The sequence below is a fragment of the Streptomyces sp. NPDC093085 genome (assembly GCF_040683935.1).
Taxonomy (GTDB): domain Bacteria; phylum Actinomycetota; class Actinomycetes; order Streptomycetales; family Streptomycetaceae; genus Streptomyces.
The window spans coordinates 457,804-475,600 of the sequence record NZ_JBFBFB010000005.1 but is presented as its reverse complement, the minus strand read 5'-3'; the positions used below and the strand labels follow the sequence as shown (position 1 = coordinate 475,600).

At 71.4% G+C, this 17,797-nt stretch carries 18 protein-coding genes and 2 pseudogenes; 8 read left to right on the top strand and 12 right to left on the bottom strand.

Going from position 1 to position 17,797, the window contains the following annotated elements:
- Window positions 1–233: 233 nt before the first annotated feature.
- Entirely contained in the window at window positions 234–1,256 is a 1,023-nt protein-coding gene (locus AB0O07_RS18685) for a bifunctional lytic transglycosylase/C40 family peptidase (protein WP_365634310.1), read from the top strand.
- 304 nt (window positions 1,257–1,560) lie between these two features.
- Window positions 1,561–2,196: pseudogene (locus tag AB0O07_RS18680) on the top strand (phosphatase PAP2 family protein); the annotation flags it as partial.
- 183 nt (window positions 2,197–2,379) lie between these two features.
- Here the strand turns inward: AB0O07_RS18680 and AB0O07_RS18675 are convergent.
- From AB0O07_RS18675 to AB0O07_RS18660, 4 genes are all read right to left on the bottom strand, one after another.
- Complete coding sequence (locus AB0O07_RS18675) at window positions 2,380–2,844, bottom strand: sortase (protein ID WP_365634308.1); 465 nt, start codon at window positions 2,842–2,844, stop codon at window positions 2,380–2,382.
- 260 nt (window positions 2,845–3,104) lie between these two features.
- Window positions 3,105–3,848, bottom strand: a complete 744-nt coding sequence (locus AB0O07_RS18670; RefSeq protein WP_365634202.1) for a hypothetical protein — start codon at window positions 3,846–3,848, stop codon at window positions 3,105–3,107.
- Window positions 3,849–4,053: 205 nt separating this feature from the next.
- Window positions 4,054–5,697: an FAD-binding oxidoreductase gene (locus tag AB0O07_RS18665; RefSeq protein WP_365634199.1), complete on the bottom strand. Its 1,644-nt coding sequence runs from the start codon at window positions 5,695–5,697 to the stop codon at window positions 4,054–4,056.
- Between the two features lie 162 nt (window positions 5,698–5,859).
- Complete coding sequence (locus AB0O07_RS18660) at window positions 5,860–6,165, bottom strand: hypothetical protein (RefSeq protein WP_365634337.1); 306 nt, start codon at window positions 6,163–6,165, stop codon at window positions 5,860–5,862.
- Between the two features lie 128 nt (window positions 6,166–6,293).
- Here AB0O07_RS18660 and AB0O07_RS18655 point away from each other — a divergent pair, with 128 nt between their 5' ends.
- Both AB0O07_RS18655 and AB0O07_RS18650 read left to right on the top strand, forming a co-directional pair.
- Window positions 6,294–7,118 carry a hypothetical protein gene (locus AB0O07_RS18655; protein WP_365634196.1) on the top strand — a complete coding sequence of 275 codons (825 nt, stop codon included), beginning with the start codon at window positions 6,294–6,296 and terminating at the stop codon, window positions 7,116–7,118.
- Window positions 7,119–7,239: 121 nt separating this feature from the next.
- Window positions 7,240–7,605 carry a hypothetical protein gene (locus AB0O07_RS18650; protein ID WP_365634334.1) on the top strand — a complete coding sequence of 122 codons (366 nt, stop codon included), beginning with the start codon at window positions 7,240–7,242 and terminating at the stop codon, window positions 7,603–7,605.
- 6 nt (window positions 7,606–7,611) lie between these two features.
- Here the strand turns inward: AB0O07_RS18650 and AB0O07_RS18645 are convergent, their stop codons facing one another.
- Window positions 7,612–8,043, bottom strand: a complete 432-nt coding sequence (locus AB0O07_RS18645) for a metal-sensitive transcriptional regulator (RefSeq protein WP_365634193.1) — start codon at window positions 8,041–8,043, stop codon at window positions 7,612–7,614.
- A gap of 237 nt (window positions 8,044–8,280) precedes the next feature.
- Between AB0O07_RS18645 and AB0O07_RS18640 the strand changes: the two genes are divergently transcribed.
- Both AB0O07_RS18640 and AB0O07_RS18635 read left to right on the top strand, forming a co-directional pair.
- Window positions 8,281–8,901 (top strand): DUF47 family protein, encoded by a 621-nt coding sequence (locus AB0O07_RS18640; RefSeq protein WP_365634190.1) that lies wholly within the window; start codon window positions 8,281–8,283, stop codon window positions 8,899–8,901.
- 5 nt (window positions 8,902–8,906) lie between these two features.
- Window positions 8,907–9,905, top strand: a complete 999-nt coding sequence (locus AB0O07_RS18635; protein ID WP_365634187.1) for an inorganic phosphate transporter — start codon at window positions 8,907–8,909, stop codon at window positions 9,903–9,905.
- 247 nt (window positions 9,906–10,152) lie between these two features.
- Here AB0O07_RS18635 and pstB read toward each other — a convergent pair whose 3' ends face one another.
- From pstB to pstS, 4 genes are all read right to left on the bottom strand, one after another.
- Complete coding sequence (pstB, locus tag AB0O07_RS18630; protein WP_365634184.1) at window positions 10,153–10,929, bottom strand: phosphate ABC transporter ATP-binding protein PstB; 777 nt, start codon at window positions 10,927–10,929, stop codon at window positions 10,153–10,155.
- A 53-nt stretch (window positions 10,930–10,982) separates the two neighbouring features.
- Window positions 10,983–12,065 carry a phosphate ABC transporter permease PstA gene (pstA, locus tag AB0O07_RS18625; protein WP_365634181.1) on the bottom strand — a complete coding sequence of 361 codons (1,083 nt, stop codon included), beginning with the start codon at window positions 12,063–12,065 and terminating at the stop codon, window positions 10,983–10,985.
- A complete protein-coding gene (gene pstC / locus AB0O07_RS18620; RefSeq protein WP_365634178.1) occupies window positions 12,062–13,063 on the bottom strand; it encodes a phosphate ABC transporter permease subunit PstC in 1,002 nt (333 codons plus the stop codon). Before pstC ends, pstA begins: the two co-directional genes overlap by 4 nt.
- A 283-nt stretch (window positions 13,064–13,346) precedes the next feature.
- Window positions 13,347–14,486, bottom strand: a complete 1,140-nt coding sequence (gene pstS, locus AB0O07_RS18615; RefSeq protein WP_365634175.1) for a phosphate ABC transporter substrate-binding protein PstS — start codon at window positions 14,484–14,486, stop codon at window positions 13,347–13,349.
- A gap of 273 nt (window positions 14,487–14,759) precedes the next feature.
- On the opposite strand from pstS, the gene AB0O07_RS18610 reads away from it, so the two are divergent.
- Window positions 14,760–15,299, top strand: a complete 540-nt coding sequence (locus tag AB0O07_RS18610; RefSeq protein ID WP_365634172.1) for a DUF1203 domain-containing protein — start codon at window positions 14,760–14,762, stop codon at window positions 15,297–15,299.
- Between the two features lie 12 nt (window positions 15,300–15,311).
- Here AB0O07_RS18610 and AB0O07_RS18605 read toward each other — a convergent pair whose 3' ends face one another.
- Entirely contained in the window at window positions 15,312–15,821 is a 510-nt protein-coding gene (locus AB0O07_RS18605; RefSeq protein WP_365634331.1) for a hypothetical protein, read from the bottom strand.
- Between AB0O07_RS18605 and AB0O07_RS18600 the strand changes: the two are divergent.
- Window positions 15,722–16,417, top strand: a pseudogene (locus tag AB0O07_RS18600) (helix-turn-helix transcriptional regulator); the annotation flags it as partial. The gene AB0O07_RS18605 and the pseudogene AB0O07_RS18600 overlap by 100 nt on opposite strands.
- 492 nt (window positions 16,418–16,909) lie before the next feature.
- Here AB0O07_RS18600 and AB0O07_RS18595 read toward each other — a convergent pair.
- Together AB0O07_RS18595 and AB0O07_RS18590 are read right to left on the bottom strand one after the other, a co-directional pair.
- The gene (locus tag AB0O07_RS18595; RefSeq protein ID WP_365634169.1) at window positions 16,910–17,227 is read right to left on the bottom strand and encodes a helix-turn-helix transcriptional regulator; all 318 of its coding nucleotides are present in this window, start codon (window positions 17,225–17,227) and stop codon (window positions 16,910–16,912) included.
- The gene (locus AB0O07_RS18590) at window positions 17,224–17,586 is read right to left on the bottom strand and encodes a type II toxin-antitoxin system RelE/ParE family toxin (RefSeq protein ID WP_365634167.1); all 363 of its coding nucleotides are present in this window, start codon (window positions 17,584–17,586) and stop codon (window positions 17,224–17,226) included. Before AB0O07_RS18590 ends, AB0O07_RS18595 begins: the two co-directional genes overlap by 4 nt.
- Between the last annotated feature and the right edge of the window lie 211 nt (window positions 17,587–17,797).

Genomic DNA, 17,797 nt, shown 5'->3' with positions numbered 1-17,797 from the left:
TTCTCTCACTCCTTCTCTCACGCCTTCCCTCGCTCCTTCCCTCGGTCTTTCCCTCGCGCGTCCCCCGCGCCTCCCCCGCTCCCTCCCTCGCGCGGAGTCCTCCGGGTGTGCGCCCCCTGTGTTCTCGTGAACTCGAAGTGCACCCCCTGATGCCCCCTGAATCCGGGGCCTCCCGCCTACACTGGCGAGTCGGCGGCGGCCCTGATACGGCCTGAGGCGGAGGGTGGGTGACGGTGCGTAAGGCGTGGCTGGTCGTGGCAGGCGCGGGCGGGCTCTCCCTGGCCTTCGTCGCCCTGCTCGTCGTGGGCACCTACTCCGCCGCCGCCGGGCTCCTCGGGGGCACGGCCGGGGCCGGCGGGGCCGTCGGGCTGGCCAAGGGTGCCGTGCCCGCCGCGTACCAGAACCTCGTCACGACCTGGGGCAACCTCTGTCCCGCGATCAACCCGGCCATCCTCGCCGCGCAGTTGTACCAGGAGAGCGGGTGGAACCCGAACGCGGAGTCCCCGGCCAACGCCAAGGGCATCGCGCAGTTCATCCCCGGTACCTGGGAGGCCCACGGGATCGACGGGAACAAGGACGGTGTCCGGGACATCTGGGACCCGGCCGACGCGATCCCCTCCGCCGCCTCGTACGACTGCGAACTCGCGAAGTACGTCAAGGACGTGCCCGGCGACCAGACCAGCAACATGCTGGCCGCGTACAACGCCGGGGCGTACGCCGTCATCAAGTACCAGGGCGTCCCGCCGTACGCGGAGACCCAGAACTACGTCAAGAACATCCGCACCCTGGAGCAGAGCTTCGCCCGCCCCATCGGGCGCGTGGAGCCCTCGAAGCAGGCCGCAGCGGCCATCTACTTCGCCCAGCAGAAGCTCGGCACGCCGTACCTCTGGGGCGGCAACGGAACGGCCGACCAGGGCGGGCGCTTCGACTGCTCGGGGCTCACCCAGGCCGCGTACCGGACCGTGGGGATCGAGTTGCCCCGGGTCGCCAACGACCAGTACAACGCGGGCAAGCACCCCTCGCGCCAGGAACTGCTGCCCGGGGACCTCGTCTTCTTCTCGGACGATCTCACCGACTCGCGCGCCATCAGACACGTCGGGATCTATGTGGGGGGCGGTTACATGATCAACGCGCCGTACACCGGTGCCGTGATCCGGTTCGACAAGATCGACACCCCGGACTACTTCGGGGCGACCAGAGTCACCGAGGACGGCGCGAAATCGCTGCCCAACGTCGAGGCCGCCGGCGCTTCCTAGCGGCGGGAGCGGGGGCTCGGGAGGGTGTTTCCGGTGCTGTCCTGGCCGGAACTGTCCGGCCCGTAACCCTGCTGAACTGCGACTATGTGTCACTCTTCGATAACGTCATGGTGATCGTTCGGTAGCGGCAGGAACGGGGGCGCGACGGGGGCCGTTCCAGGGGCGAGAGTTGTACACGCGAGTTGTACGGCAGGTTCCGTACCGACCACGGGGGTTGGCGGGAGCGGCGCGCGCGGAGAGGCGCGGGCCGCGGTGGGCTGACAGCAGTGGGCTGACAGAGGCAAGAGGCAAGGGGCCGCGGCAGATGGCTGGACTCGTACTGGACGGGGCGAACCCCGATGTCGGCCTGCTCTACGACATCAACGGGCTGGCCAAGGACGCCCCGTCCTGGTTCGACCGCGCCATGGCGTTCACCGGCGAGTACGGGATCCCCCTGGCGCTCGTCCTCCTCGTGCTCTGCGCCTGGTGGAGCCTGCGCGGGCGCGGCTCCGCCTCCGCCGGGGACGCGGTGGCCGGGGTCGCCGGGGTGGTCTGGGCGCCGCTCGCCGCCGGGATCGCGCTGCTCGTCAACATCCCGATCCGCGGCTTCGTCGAACGCCCCCGCCCCTTCGTCGACCACAAGGACCTCGACGTCCTCCTCCCCGGCAAGACCGACTACTCCTTCGTCAGCGACCACGCCACCCTCGCGATGGCCGTCGCCGTCGGTCTCTTCATCGCCCACCGGAAGTTCGGGCTCCTCGCCATCGGGCTCGCCCTCCTCGGCGGCTTCTCCCGCGTCTACCTGGGCGTTCACTACCCGACCGACGTGATCGGCGGCTTCGCCCTCGGTACGGCCGTCGCGCTGCTCCTCACCCCGCTCGCGCTCGCCCTGCTCACCCCGCTGCTCTCGGCGGTCGCCGGCTCCGCCCGGTTCGGCCTGCTCGTACGGTCCCGGCGCGCCCGCGCGGCCGACCGCGCGGCGGGCGGTGACGGCCACGGGAGCGGGGGTGTGGCGGGGGACGCCGGTGCGGCCGGTGCGGATGAGGGTGACGGCGGCGGCGGCGGTGCGGTCGGCGGTACGCGGCCTCTCGGCTCGCTCCCTGAGCCCCGTCCGGACGACAACAACCTGGCCGCCTGAGGGGGCTTAAGGGGTCGCTGTCGCGCTGACGACCACGTTCGCGTCCCAGTGGCCGTTCGCGTCGATGACCCCGCCGCAGGTGATCAGCCGGAGCTGCGGGTCCGGCACCGGGCCGTAGACCCGCTCGGTGGGGAAGGCGCTCGTCGGGTACGTGTCCACCGCCGTCACCCGGAACCGCCGCCGCGTGCCGTCCCCCGACTCCGTCTCGACGGTCTCGCCCCCGTGCAGCCGCCCCAGCTTGGCGAAGACGGCGTTCTTGATGTCGTCCCGGCCGTTGCGGACCGGGGCGCTCCCCGGGTTGGCCGGGGCGTCCCGGTGGCCGACCAGGATCGCGGGGCCCGGCTCGCCGGGGCGGGGGCCCGCTGCGTACCAGCCGACCTTCATCGCGTTCCGGAACCCCGGCGCGTCCAGCGCCCCGCCGGGGCCGAGCGCGAGCGGCTGGACGGCGGCGGAGACCCCGAGCGCCGGTATCCGGAGCCGTACGGGCGCGGAGTGCGGGTCGGCGACCCGGACGACCCGGGGCTCCCGGACGGCCTGCGGCGGGGGCGGCGGCTGCGGGGCCGTCAGACGCAGGAGTACGGCGCCGATCGCGCCCAGCGCGGCGAGGGCGAACAGGGCCCGTATCGCGCGCCCCGAGGACGGGGCGGGGGGTGCGGGGGCCTGCGCGGAGGGAGGGGCCGGGGGAGGGGCCGGGAGGGGCGTGTGCGGCGTTTCCCGGCCCCGCCGTCCGGTCAGGGCTCGCCGCCCGACTCGCGGCGCTGGAAGCGGCGTACGAGCAGCACCGTGCCCGCGGAGGCCGCGGCGGTGGCGCCGATGGCGAGGGCGAGTTCGGACGCCTTGGTGGTGGCCGTGCCGGAGCGGGCCGCCGCCGCTGCCGCCGGGTGGTCGGCCCCGCCGCGCGCCGCGCCGGACGGGGTGACCCGCAGGGCGCCCACGGAGGCGGTGGTGGCGGTGGTGGCGGAGGCGGGCAGGGGCTTGGGCTTCGGGGTGAGGCGCGGTCCGGTGGTCGGGGTGAGGTGCGGCCTGAGGGTCGGTCCGGGGGTCCGGGGCGCCGTGGGCCGGGTGACCGGGGGCCTGGTCGTGCGCCGGGGGGAGGGTTTGGCGGTGGGTTTGGCGGTGCGTTTGGTGGTCGGCTTCGCGGTCGGTTCGGCGGAGGGGCGGGGGGACGGCGGGGGTGGCGGGGGCGTTGTCGGGCGGGCCCTCGATGTGGCCGAGATGGTCTCCGAGACCGTCGGCTTCGGGGTGGGGGCCGGGGCGGGCTTCTGGGGGACCAGGCGGATGCCGGGCGCCTGCTGGCCCCAGGGGCGGTTCAGCCAGTTGTTCCAGTCGTAGTACGGCGCCGCCCCGCCCGGGTCGGTCGGCCGGTCCGCCGCGGGGGCCGGGGCGGCGCCCGGGGCGAGGAGGAGCAGGGTCGCTGCGGTGATGGGGACGGCTATCCGGAGTCCGGTTCCTGAGCGGTTTCCGAGGCGGTGCATGAGTACGCCCTTGCGGTCGGTGGCCTGGCGGTGCGGGGTGCTGCTACCAGGTCAGCGCCGCGCGGACGGTCCGGCCACCTCGGTGGGCCGTACGGTCTACGCTCCTGCCCCCGTGGGCGCGCCGCGCGTGCCGGACGGGGCCCGGAGCGCTAAAGCGCTCCAGCGCCGGGTCACTACAGCGCCGGGTCGCTACACGGCTGGAGCGCTAGAGCGCCTGCGGGAAGTCGAAGAGGCGGTCCGGGTCGTACCGGCGCTTCAGCCGGGTCAGCCGCTCCGCCCCGGTCCCGTAGTACGCCGAGCGCCAGTCGGCCAGGGTCGGGTCGGCGTAGTTCTGGTAGGCCGCGCCCGAGGCGTACCGGCGCATCGCGGCATGAGTGGTTTTCAGCCACTTCCGCTGCTCCGCGCCCGGGCTGCCCGCACCCCCGGCCCCCGCCGGGCGCCAGGCGCCGAGGTACTGCGCCAGCATCCGCGAGCGCCGGTGGACGAAGGCCGTCGCCGCCGGGTCGACCCGGTTGACCGCCCCGCCGAGCGCGGTGAGCGCGATCGAACCGGCGCCCCCGCCCGAGGCGGGCAGCCGCGTGAACGCCTCGACCGCCGAGAGCAGCGCGCGCCGCCCCGGGGCCGGGAGGGAGCGGTCGAAGAAGTCGGAGGCCGCCGCGTATGTCTCCCGCCCGAGCGCGCCCTCGGGGGAACGGCCCGGGGTCGTCCCGGGCAGCCGGCACTGTTCCGGGGTGAGGCCCGAGCAGCCCGCGTAGCCGAGCATCGCCTCGTGGTAGCCGCGGCTCCGTACCGAGACGGAGCGCGCCGGGCCGGGGCCGCCGGGGCCGTCGGCGAGCCGGTCGACCGCGTTCCTGAGACCGGACTCGGTGCCCAGGGAGAGGACCGAGAGGGAGACCTGGGGCGTACTGCCGCCCGGGTCGGCCGAGAAGTGCAGCGCCGACCAGATCTCGTCCGGCTGTCCGGGCCCCCACTCCTGCCAGGCGGCGAGTACGGTCTCCGCCTTCGACCAGGGCCAGCTCGCCCGCGCGACGGCGACGGTGGGCGCCGGGTGGGTGCGGAAGCGCAGTTCGGTGACGACGCCGAAGGTGCCGTTCCCGGCGCCGCGTAGTGCCCAGAAGAGGTCGGTGTTCCGCCGCGCGTCGGTGGTGAGCCGCCTGCCGTCGGCCGTGACGACGGTCGCGGAGAGGAGGTTGTCGCAGGTGAGCCCGTAGGCGCGGGAGGTGACCCCGTGGCCGCCGCCGAGGGTGAGCCCCGCGACGCCGACCGTGGGGCACGAGCCGGCCGGGACGGTACGGCCGTGGGCGGCGAGCGTCCGGTAGACGTCGGAGAGCCGGGCGCCCGCGCCGACCCTGGCCTCCTGGGCGCCGTACGAGACCGAGGCGAGCTTCGAGACGTCGATCACGAGCCGGCCGTCGCCGCTGGACCACCCCGCGTACGAGTGGCCGCCGCCCCGGATCGCGACCGGGGTGGCGTGCGCCCGTGCGAAGGCGAGGCACTCCGTGATGTCGTCCTCGCCCGCGACATAGGCGAGGGCGGCGGGCCTCAGGTGGTCGTACCGGGTGTTGTAGAGCTGGCGGGCGGTGGCGTACGCGGCGTCCCCGGGCCGTATGAGCTCGCCGTCCAGGGTGCGCGCGAGGGCGGTCCAGTCGGGGGCGGAGGGGGCGGAGGAGGGGGCGCCCGTGGCGGCGGTGGTGCGGGCCGGGGCCGGGCCGGTGGGCGGGCCCGCCGCTCCTGCCGTACGGTCCGCTCCGCTTCCCGGGTCCGCCCCGTTCCCCGCTCCGGAACAGGCCGTGAGCGTGGCGGTGGCCGCCGCTCCGGCGGCGGCGGTGAGCAGTGTGCGCCGTTCCATGTACGCCCTCCCCGTAGCGACATCCCGGTGTACGGGACGGTCCGCGTGGGGTGGCGGGTTCCATGGCGGCGCGCGACGGGGCGGGGCGGCGTACGGGGGGCGGCGCGCGGCGGGGCGGCGCGCGGCCCGGTCCGCGGGGGGCGGGGCCCGGTCGGGAGAGGTTCAGCCGGGGGGTTCGGCGGGGGGCGCGGCCGTGACATGGGCGGCGGCGTCGGCGCGGGCCAGGTCGCGGGCCCTGCGCGCCGGGCCCTTCCATCCGCAGGCGCAGCGGGCCAGGCAGAAGGAGCCGCGTTCGACGGTCGAGGTCGTATGCGCCACGGGGCCCGGCGAGCCGGGAGAGCCGGGCGAGCCGGGAGAGCCGGGCGAGCCGGGAGAGCCGGGCGAGCCGGGAGAGCCGGGGGCCGGCGCGGGTGACGCGGGTATCGGCGAGGTGGCGGTGGGGGGTTCGGAGACGTCGTGCTCGCTCACTTCTCCACCGTACCGGTGAGTCGGTCGGCGCGGCACCGGGCGTGGCGTGACGGGGAACGGCGGGCGTCGTTATCCGGAGCGGGCGGGCCTCGGACGGCCGGCGGTCATGCGATGGGGGTTGGCGGGCGATGGCGGTGCGGCAGCAGGGACACAGAGGGGCGGCGTTCGCCGCGCTCGCCGTGGCGGGGGTGGTCGCCGGCGGCGGGTGTTCCGCGCCGGGCGGCGCGGCGGCGGACGACCGTCCGGCCGGCGACCCGGGGGTGGTCCGGCGGGCCGCCGATGTGCTGCGGGACGCGGGCGGCGCGCGGGCCCGTACGTCGATGCAGATGGCGGCGGGCGGGACCCGGGTGACCATCCGGGGCGAGGGGGAGTACGACTTCGGCCGCGCCATGGGGCGGCTCCAGGTCCTGCTGCCGAAGGACCCGGCGGGCGCGGACGAGCACCGGCCGATCACCGAACTCCTCTCGCCGGGCGTCCTCTACATGAAGAACCGGGGCGCGGGGGTGCCCGCCGACAAGTGGGTCCGGGTGGACGCGACCACGCTGGAGGACGGGAATCTGGTCACCAACGGGGTGACGGACCCGCTCACCGCCGCCGAACTGCTGCGCGCCGCCCGGGATGTGGTCCTCGTCGGCGAGCGGGAGCTGGCGGGGGTACGGGTCTTCCACTACCGGGGGGTCACCGAGCTGGGCCGGGCCGCGAAGACGGCGTCGGCGGAGGTGCGCGGGGCGCTGGGCGCGGCGGTGAAAGGGTTCGGCGCGGACGTGGTGCCGTTCGACGCGTATCTGGACGAGGACGGCAGGCTGCGCAAGGTCAGCCACCGTTTCAGCTACCGGAACCAGGGGGGTCTGGTGGAGGTCGCCTCGACGACGCTGCTCTCCGGGTTCGGGGCGCGGGTCACGGTGACGCTGCCGCCGGAGGACTCCATCTTCACCGGCGAGATCAAGCCGTAAACCACCGAGGACCAAGCGGGAAATGGTCCGGACGTGCCATGCGCGGTGTGTATCACCCTCCCTACGCTAGGAAGCCGAGACCGGCGGGACCGGACGGACCGGCAGGAAGAGGTGAGGGCACGTGGCTCTGGTGCGTACGCCGCCCGTGCACGACCATGTGGCTCTCGCCGAGATCGAGTGGTGCGGCGAGCTGATGATCGCGGCGTCCGCGACGGACGGGGAGCGGCTCAGCCCGGACCGTATCGACGAGGTCCTGGACGTACGGGGCGACGGGCGGGGAGACGGACGGAACGACGTACGGAACGACGTACGGCGAGACGTACGAGGCGACGGGCGGGGCGAGCCGCGGGGTGAGGTCCTGGGCGTACGGGACGAGGTCCGTACCGTACGGGACGAGGCGCGGCCGGTCCGGGGCGAGGGGTGCACGGCGGCGCGCCACCCGCAGTCGTCCCGGGGCGCGCGCCGGCGCGAGACGCCCGGCGAGTGAGCCGGCTCAGGTGCGGAGGAGGCGGGCGATCGCCTTCGTGGCCTCCTCGACCTTCGCGTCGATCTCGTCGCCGCCCTTGACCGCGGCGTCCGCGACACAGTGCCGCAGATGCTCCTCCAGGAGCTGGAGCGCGAAGGACTGGAGCGCCTTGGTCGAGGCGGAGACCTGGGTGAGTATGTCGATGCAGTAGACGTCCTCGTCCACCAGCCGCTGGAGCCCGCGGATCTGGCCCTCGATCCGGCGGAGCCGTTTCAGGTGCTCGGCCTTCTGGTGGTGGTAGCCGTGCACCCCCCGCTCGTGGCCGGCCGGCTGGTGGTCCGTCGGCCGATGGCCGGTTTCGGTCGCCGGGGCCGCCGTGCCCCCGGTGTCCCCTGCCGCCGCTCCGGTCACGGAGGGCGCGCCGCCCGTCGCCGCGCCGGCCGCCTCTGTGGTCGTCATCGCGTCCTCCCGCTGGTGTTCCGCTGGTGTTCCGCACGTTCCGGGTGCGGTGCCCGAAAAGAGAGATATACCCCTCGTGGGTATATGGTACCCGTCTGTGAGCCTTGGGGCAGGGCCCTGTGCTCATCTCCTTGACCCATGAGTGACACTGGGGTGCCGGTTATTTGTGGCCGGATGGTGCGCCTAGTGTCGGCACCAGCATCACCCTGACCGCATCGATGTACCCGAGGACCCCACGTGCGATTTCGTCTGACCCCCAGGGAGACGAGCTTTTACGACATGTTCGCCGCGTCCGCGGACAACATCGTCACGGGCTCGAAACTCCTGATGGAACTGCTCGGCGCGGACTCCTCCGCCCGGGCCGAGATCGCGGAGCGGATGAGGGCAGCGGAGCACGCGGGCGACGACGCCACCCACGCGATCTTCCATCAGCTCAACTCCTCCTTCATCACACCGTTCGACCGCGAGGACATCTACAGCCTGGCGTCCCAGCTCGACGACATCATGGATTACATGGAGGAGGCCGTCGACCTGGTCGTCCTCTACAACATCGAAGAGCTGCCCAAGGGCGTCGAGCAGCAGATCGAGGTGCTGGCGCGCGCCGCCGAGCTGACCGCCGAGGCCATGCCCCACCTGCGCACGATGAACAACCTCACCGAGTACTGGATCGAGGTCAACCGGCTGGAGAACCAGGCCGACCAGATCCACCGGAAGCTGCTGGCCCACCTCTTCAACGGCAAGTACGACGCGATGGAGGTGCTGAAGCTCAAGCAGATCGTCGACGTGCTCGAAGAGGCCGCCGACGCGTTCGAGCACGTCGCGAACACGGTGGAGACCATCGCGGTCAAGGAGTCCTGAACCACGTGGACACCTTCGCGCTGATCGTGACCATCGGAGTCGCGCTCGGCTTCACGTACACCAACGGATTCCACGATTCCGCCAATGCGATCGCGACCTCCGTCTCCACCCGGGCGCTGACGCCCCGGGCCGCCCTCGCGATGGCCGCCGTCATGAACATGGCGGGCGCCTTCCTGGGGCAGGGCGTGGCCAAGACCGTCAGCGAGGGGCTGATCGCCACCCCGCACGGCGGGCGCGGGATGGGCATCCTCTTCGCCGCGCTGGTCGGGGCGGTCGTCTGGAACATGGTCACCTGGTACTACGGCCTGCCGTCCTCCTCCTCGCACGCGCTCTTCGGCGGCATGGTGGGCGCGGCGCTCGCCGGCGGTACGGAGGTCATCTGGTCCGGGGTCCTGGACAAGATCGTCATCCCGATGTTCCTCTCGCCGGTGATCGGCCTGATCGTGGGCTATCTGGTGATGGTCGGGATCATGTGGCTCTTCCGCCGGGCCAATCCGCACAAGGCGAAGCGCGGCTTCCGGATAGCCCAGACCGTCTCGGCGGCGGGCATGGCGCTCGGACACGGGCTCCAGGACGCGCAGAAGACGATGGGCATCGTGGTGATGGCGCTGGTCATCGCCGATGTCGAGGACTCCGGGGACGCGATCCCGGTCTGGGTGAAGATCGTCTGCGCTGTGATGCTCTCGCTCGGTACGTACGCGGGCGGCTGGCGCATCATGCGGACGCTCGGCCGGAAGATCATCGAGCTGGACCCGCCGCAGGGCTTCGCGGCCGAGACGACCGGGGCGTCGATCATGTTCGGCTCGGCGTTCCTCTTCCACGCGCCGATCTCGACGACGCATGTGATCACCTCGGCGATCATGGGGGTCGGGGCGACGAAGCGGGTGAACGCGGTCCGCTGGGGCGTCGCCAAGAACATCATCCTGGGCTGGTTCATCACCATGCCGGCGGCGGCGCTGGTGGCGGCGGTGAGCTTCTGGCTGGTCAACCTGGCCTTCGGCTGATCCGGCGATCCGGCGATCCGGCGCGTACGACCGGACCCGTACCGACCGGCTCCGTACGACCGGACCCGTACCGACCGGCTCCGTACGCCGGGAACGTAGGTAGGGCCCGCCCCCTGGGAGAGGGGGCGGGCCCTTCGTCTTGCGGTGTGGCACCGCCATGCACCACCGCAGGACGTCTGTGTCGCCCAGCCGGTCCGGCCGTCCGGTCCGGCCGCCGAAGCGCCCGGACCGGAGGCCGGCTGCCCGGCTATCCGAAGCGGCCGGAGATGTAGTCCTCCGTCGCCTGCACGGACGGGTTGGCGAAGATCCGCTCGGTCTCGTCGATCTCGATGAGCTTGCCGGGCTGGCCGACGGCCGCCAGGTTGAAGAAGGCCGTACGGTCCGAGACCCGCGCCGCCTGCTGCATGTTGTGCGTCACGATGACGATCGTGAAGCGCTCCTTCAGCTCCCCTATGAGGTCCTCGATGGCGAGCGTCGAGATCGGGTCGAGCGCCGAGCACGGCTCGTCCATCAGCAGCACCGCCGGCTCGACCGCGATCGCGCGGGCGATGCAGAGGCGCTGCTGCTGGCCGCCGGAGAGGCCCGAACCGGGCTTGTTCAGGCGGTCCTTGACCTCGTTCCAGAGGTTGGCGCCCTTGAGGGACTTCTCGACGATGTCCGACAGCTCGCTCTTGCGGGCGATGCCGTTGAGCCGGAGCCCCGCAGCGACATTGTCGAAGATCGACATGGTCGGGAACGGGTTGGGGCGCTGGAAGACCATGCCGACCGTACGGCGTACCGCGACCGGGTCGACGTTGGTGCCGTACAGGTTCTCGTCGTCCAGGAGCACCTTGCCCTCGACGCGGCCGCCCGGGGTGACCTCGTGCATCCGGTTCAGGGTGCGGAGGAAGGTGGACTTGCCGCAGCCGGACGGCCCGATGAAGGCCGTGACGGAGCGGGGCTCGACGGTCATCGAGATGTCGTCGATGGCTCGGTGGGAGCCGTAGAAGGCGGAGAGTCCGCTGACGTCGATGCGCTTGGCCATGACAACCACTGCTTCTTTCGTGGCTCCGCGGCGGCGGAGCCGGGTCTCGGGCCTCAGCGGCCGGTCTTCGGGGCCTTCCAGCGGGCGATGCCGCGCGCCACCAGGTTGAGGATCATCACGAACGCGATCAGCACCAGCGCTGCCGCCCAGGAACGGTCGATCGCGGCCACTTCACCGAGCTTGTACTGCTCGTAAATGTAGAAGGGGAGCGAGGACTGGGCACCTTCGAACGGGTTGTTGTTGATGAGCTGGCTGCCGAAGACGAGCAGCATGATCGGGGCCGTCTCGCCCGCGATACGCGCGATGGCGAGCATCACCCCGGTGGTGATACCGCCGATCGCGGTCGGCAGGACCACCTTCAGGATCATGCGCCACTTCGGTACGCCGAGGGCGAGCGCGGCCTCGCGCAGCTCGTTCGGGACGAGCTTGAGCATCTCCTCGGTGGAGCGGACGACGACCGGGAGCATCAGGATCGTCAGGGCGAGCGAGCCCATCAGACCGGACGGCGCGGTGTCGGTCATCAGCATCAGCGACAGGATGAAGAGACCGGCGACGATCGACGGGATGCCCGTCATGACGTCCACGAAGAACGTCACCGCGCGGGCGAGCGCGCCCTTGCCGTACTCCACCAGGTAGACGGCGGTCAGCAGGCCCAGCGGGGTCGCTATGACGGTGGCGATGCCGACCTGCTCCAGGGTGCCGATCAGCGCGTGGTAGACGCCGCCGTGCGGGTCGGAGCCGAGGACGCCGGCCATGGAGTGCGTCAGGAAGTTGACGTCGAGGACCTTCACGCCGCGCAGCACCGTCGTCCACAGGAGCGAGAAGAGCGGCACGACGGCGAGGAGGAAGCAGACCCAGACGATGCTGGTGGCCAGGCGGTCCTTGGCCTGGCGCTGGTTCTCGACGGCGCTCGTCACGACGTACGAGATGACCAGGAAGGAGATCCCGGCGATCAGACCCCACTGGACCTTGCTGTCCAGGCCCGCGCCGGCGCCGGCGGCGACGCCGATCAGCAGGCCGGCGGCGGCGAAGCCGGCCGGGGCCCAGCGCGGGAGGCTGCGCTGGCTGAGGGAGCCGGTGCGTCCGCCGGGCGGCGGGACGGGGGTCGGCGTGTCCTGTACGGCTGCGTGGCTCATGCGTTGGCCCCCGAGTACTCCTTGCGGCGCGCGATGATCAGTCGGGCCGCGCCGTTCACCAGCAGGGTGAGGATGAAGAGGACGAGGCCGGAGGCGATCAGGGCGTCCCGCCCCAGCTCGTTGGCCTCGTCGAACTTCGCCGCGATGTTCTGGGCGAACGTGCCGCCGCCCGGGTCGAGCAGATGGAGCGAGATCAGGTAGTTCGGGGAGAGGACCGTCGCGACGGCCATCGTCTCGCCGAGCGCGCGGCCCAGGCCGAGCATCGAGGCGGAGATGACCCCGGAGCGCCCGAAGGGGAGCACCGAGAGCCGGATGACCTCCCAGCGGGTGGCGCCGAGCGCGAGCGCGGCCTCCTCGTTCATCCGCGGCACCTGGAGGAAGACCTCCCGGCTGACGCTGGTGACGATCGGCAGGATCATGATCGCCAGCAGGATGCCGACGGTGAGCATGTTCCGGGCGACGCCGGGCTGCGTCTGGTCGAAGATGTACGTCCACGAGAAGTACTGGTCGAGCCAGACGTTGAGGCCGCCGAGGTACGGCACGAGGACGAGGGCGCCCCAGATGCCGTAGATGATGCTGGGCACGGCGGCGAGCAGGTCGATCACGTACGCGAGGGGCGCGGCCACCTTGCGGGGCGCGTAGTGCGAGATGAAGAGGGCGATGCCGACAGCGATCGGAACCGCGATGGCCATCGCGATGATCGAGCTGACGACCGTGCCGAAGAGGAGGACCGCGATCCCGAAGACCGGGGGGTTCCCGGACGGGTTCCAGTCGAGGGTGGTGAAGAAGTTGCCCTCGTCCGCGGAGATGGCGATGGCGGCGCGGTAGGTGAGGAACCCCGCGATCGACGCCATGATCACGAGCAGCAGGATGCCCGAGCCCTTGGAGAGGCCCGAGAAGATCCTGTCGCCCATGCGGCCGGTGGAGGAACGGGACGCGGAGCCGGCCGGACCGGCCGGCGGGAGGTCCGTCGGGTCTGCTGATGTAGTGGAAGCCATGTCTTTCCGGTCTGTGTGGGGGAGGTGTGGCTCCCCTGGCGGCGGTGCACCGGATGGGGGGATGGACGGCCGACGGCCCGGAGGGGTGCGCCGGGCCGGATGCCGCCACCGTTGGAGCGGGTGGGGCGGGGTGGTGTCGTACGGGTCGGAACGTGCCGTACGGGTCGGAACGTACGGACGACCCCCCTGCACGGGGGCCTGTACGGGGGGCAGGGACCGGATCGGAGACCCGTGGACCCGTACCCCCCGTACAGGAAGGCCCGTACAGGAAGGTCGGTCGTGACTAGGAGAGCGACGCGACGGTCTCGCGGACCTTGGCGTTGATCTCGGCCGGGATCGGCGCGTAGCCGGCCTCGGTGAGGAGCTTCTGGCCGTCCTCGCTGGAGGTGTAGTCGAGGAAGGACTTCACGGTGGGCAGCGTCTCGGGCTTGTTGCCCTTGTCGCAGACGATCTCGTACGTCACCAGGACGATCGGGTACGCGCCGTCGGCCTTGGTGGAGTAGTCGAGGCCGAGCGACAGGTCCTTGCCGGTGCCCTTGATCTTGGCGGCGGCGATGGCCTTGGAGGCGTTCTCCGGGGTGGCCTCGACCGGGGCGCTGGCGCCGGTGTCGATCTTGACCGTGGAGATCTTCTGCGAGGTGGCGTACGAGAGCTCGAAGTAACCGATCGAGCCGTCGACCTGCTTGACCTGCGTGGCGACACCGGAGGAGCCGGAGGCGGCCTGGCCACCGGGGGCCGGCCACTTCTTCTCGGCCTCGTACTTCCAGTCGGAAGCGGCGGTGGCGCCCAGGTACTTGCCGAGGTTCTGGGTGGTGCCGGAGTCCTCGGAGCGGTGGAAGGCCTGGATCGGCTTGTTCGGGAGCTTCGCGTCGGGGTTCAGCTTCTTGATCGCCGCGTCGTCCCAGTTCTTGATCTTGCTGTCGAAGATCTTCGCGAGGGTGGGCGCGTCGAGGACGAGGCTGTCGACGCCCTCCAGGTGGTAACCGATGGCGATGGGGCCGCCGACCATCGGCAGGTTGATGCCCTGGCCGCCGTCCTTGCACATCTTCTTCGAGTCGGCGACCTCTTCGGGCTTGAGCGCCGAGTCGGAGCCGGCGAAGCCGACGGTGCCCTGGTTGAACGCGACGATGCCCTCACCGGACGAGGAGGACTTGTAGTTGACCTCCACCCCCGAACAGGTCGCCATGTAGTTCTTGACCCAGAGGTCCATCGCGTTCTTCTGCGCGCTGGAGCCGGAGGCGAGGAGCTGCCCCTTGGCGTCCTTGCAGACCTCGCTGGAGGCGGCGGTGGCCTTGGCGCTGCTGCTGGCCGAGCCGCCCTCGTTGTTGTTGTCCGAGCCGCACGCCGTGAGAACCAGGGCGCTGGAGACGGCGAGGGCACCGAGCGCGGTGGCGCGCAGCCCGTTCTTGCGCTGAAGCTTCACTTTTTCGGGTGTTCCTTCCAGGAGCCGCCGATCAGACCTGTTGTACGGCGGCGTGCGTCGAGGTGGCCGGTGCCGGTGCTTGACCGTCACCGTGTAAGGCCGAAATTAGGCAGATCAGGTGAAGCCGCCGACGGAGGAGGGTGAACGGAAGGTGAACCTCGCCGGACACCCTGGGGTGCGGGTTCGGGGTGACCTGTGTGTACGGGGCCCTCCGGGAGGCGTGACGTCCGATTTCCGCCAGCGTGGCGGGGCGGGGTGCACGACGCTCGGTTCATGACCTCTCTCGTCTCCTACACACCCCTGCCCATAGCCCCCGCCGCGCTCCGGGAGCTCCGCGCGGCCGACGACTCCGGGCGCCCCGTGCGGCCGTTCACCGCGCGGGAGGCCGGCGACCCGGCCGGTGCCCCGGTCGACGCCGTGGGCAGCCCGCTGCGCTGCTGTCTGCGCGCGGTGGAACCGGGCGAGCGGATCGCCCTCGTCTCGTACGCGCCGCTGCGCCGCTGGGCGGCGGAGCACGGGGCCGAACCGGGGGCGTACGACGAGGCGGGCCCGGTCTTCGTGCACGCCGCGGAGTGCGCGGGCCCGGCGGCGTCGGCCGGGTACCCGTTCCTGCGCGCCGGGGCGCTCCGTACGGTACGGCGGTACGACGCCCGGGGCCGTATCGTCGGCGGCCGTCTGGTCGAACTGACCGGGACCCCGGACACCTCCCTCGACCAGGCCCTCGACGAGGCGTTCACGGACCCCCGGGTGCGGGTGGCGCACGTACGGGCCGTGGAGTACGGCTGCTTCCACTTCGAGGTGCGGCGGCCGTAGGGGCAGGGCGGATCAGGGTGGGCGCGCGCTGAAGCGTTCGCCGCAGATGAGGTAGGCGGTGCGGCCGGTGATCCACGCCTCGTGGGCGGAGTGGATCCGGTCGCGCTCGTTCGCGTGACAGAGGAAGGCGGTCTCGCAGAGGGTTGCCCACCGGGCGACGGTCACGGAGCGGCGGGCGGCGGTGAGGGGGCGGGCGTCGCGGGTGATCTCGCCGCCCTTGAAGACGACATCGATGCCCTCCGCCTCGGTCGCACCGCTCGGGATGTGGTCCACGACAAGGATCTCCTCGGGCGACGCGGGCGCCAAGCCGACCGGCTCGGTGACCTCGCGGATGTACGCCTCGTGCAGGAATTCCGCGTTCTGATACGTCGCCGCCGGGCAGCCGCCAGGCGGCGAGGCTTTGGGGGTGGTTCTGTCCGAGGGTGAGCAGGACCGTCGGCTCGTCGCCGGTGTGCCGGGTGAAGAATCCGGCGACGCCGGTACGGCGGCGGGGCGGCTCGGCCTGTCGAGTTCGACGTACATGTCACGGCACCTCGTGGGTGAGCAGTAGCGGTCGCACGCCGCGTTTATTCGTGCGCGGAGTGTGCTCGATTCAGTCTGGTGTTTACTCACGTGTGTACACAAAGGCCGGGGGTGGATTCACTCCATGGGGGAGGCGGCGTGACGTACTGTCGCGCTACGCTGACAGTGAGGGTCGGCAGGGTGCGGACCTGCATGGGGTCCCGACTCCAGGGAGTGAAGTGACGAGCGTCAACGTCAACGCTCTAACCATCCTTCGAGAACTCGGTGACGAGCTGCGGCGTCTGCGGATGCAGGCCGGCTTCAAGACTCAGGAGTCGGCTGCGAACAAGCTCAAGTGTTCGCAGAACAAGGTCAGTTACATTGAGACCGGTAAGCGATGGCCTGACGAAGACATCCTCAGGAAGATGTTCCGCGTCTACGGAACGGACGCACTCAAGCAGGCTGAGGTCAAGGCGACCATCAAAGCCGGACAGTCCATCGGCCGACCCTGGTGGGACACCGCGGAGTCCCGGGATGTCTTCTCCAGTGCCACGATGCAGTTGTTCGCGCTGGAAGAAGCCGCCGAAACCATCTGGGTTCACTCCGGCACCTATGTGCCGGGGCTCCTTCAGACGCAGAGGTATGCGGAAGCGCCCTGCGCATGCTCGGCAAGGATCCGAACTCTCCTGAGGGCAAGTCCGCGACGGTGTACTACGACGACGTGGCCGACAAGTACCTCGTGCAGGGGCTGAAGGTACTGGACGGGCGCTGGTGACGTATCTCCAGGCCCTGAGCGCGGACGAGACGGCCTGCACGGTGTGCCGGGCGGCCAGGCGGGAGCTGGAGCACCCGGCCTGAGACCTGGGTGGCGGCGGGGCGGGGCCGGGGGCGGGGGGCAGTGGGCGGCGGCCGACCGCGGCATGAGGAGGCCCCCTCCCGCACGCCATGGGGGACGGTGCGGGGAGGGGGCCGCTGCTGGGCATGGTGACTCGATCGGGGGTGCGGGTGGACGGGGAGTGGTCCGGGCCCGGAGCTCGGCCGGAGCGGGTGCGCGGACGCCGCGCCGACCAGGCGGTTCATTCCAGTGCCGTCACGCGGTGCGATCCGGCTCAGGCAATGGCGGCGATGTCGCCGTCGTCAAAGTAAATGGCCTGGTGAAGGCGTCCACCGAGTGCGATCGCGAACCGCGCGAGAACGTCCTGCCCCGAGATGTGGCCTCGCTCGATTTGTGACACTCGCCCCTTGGTGACGCCCATACGATCGGCCAAGTCCTGCTGCGTCAGTCCACGGGCCCGCCGCAGCTCCGCCAGGCGGCGCCCGGTCACTTCCGCGAGAAGTTCACTCTTGCCTTCCCGTACCGCCTCCTCGCCGCCGGCACGGGCCACATTCTCGGCGCGGATGTCCTGCCACCGTGTGTAGCCGCTCACGACCGCTCTCCTTCCTCTTGGGCTCGTTCCTTCACGTAGATCTCATAACGCTCTTCGGCCAGCGGGACAGCCTCCCGATACCACTCGTTCCACCGCCCCGCCTTGTCCCCCGCCACCAGGAGAACGGTGCAGCGCCATGGGTCGAAGGCGAACAGAATCCGCACCGTGCCGGGGCGTAATTCTTTCAGGTTCGCCATCGAGGAGCCGTGAATGGTGTCCACCAGCGGACGTCCCAGCCCCGGCCCGCCCTCTGCCAGCGCATCGAGCGCTTGGACCACTCTGGCGTGCGTTTGCCCTTCGAGGCCGTCGATCCATTCACGCACCTCGTCGACGAGGAAGATCTCCCATTCGGCATCCACCCGATGAAGTATAGCGAACGCTATACCTGACTCTGGGGTCCACAGGGTGCGGGTGGCGCACGTACGGGCCGTGGAGTACGGCTGCTTCCACTTCGAGGTACGGCGGACGTAGGGGCAGGGCGGTGGTCCGGCGGGGCGGAACCGCGGCCGACGATCGCCGGTCGGGCCGGGGGAACTGGCATGCTGCACAGGTCCCTCGGGCGGGGGCGAT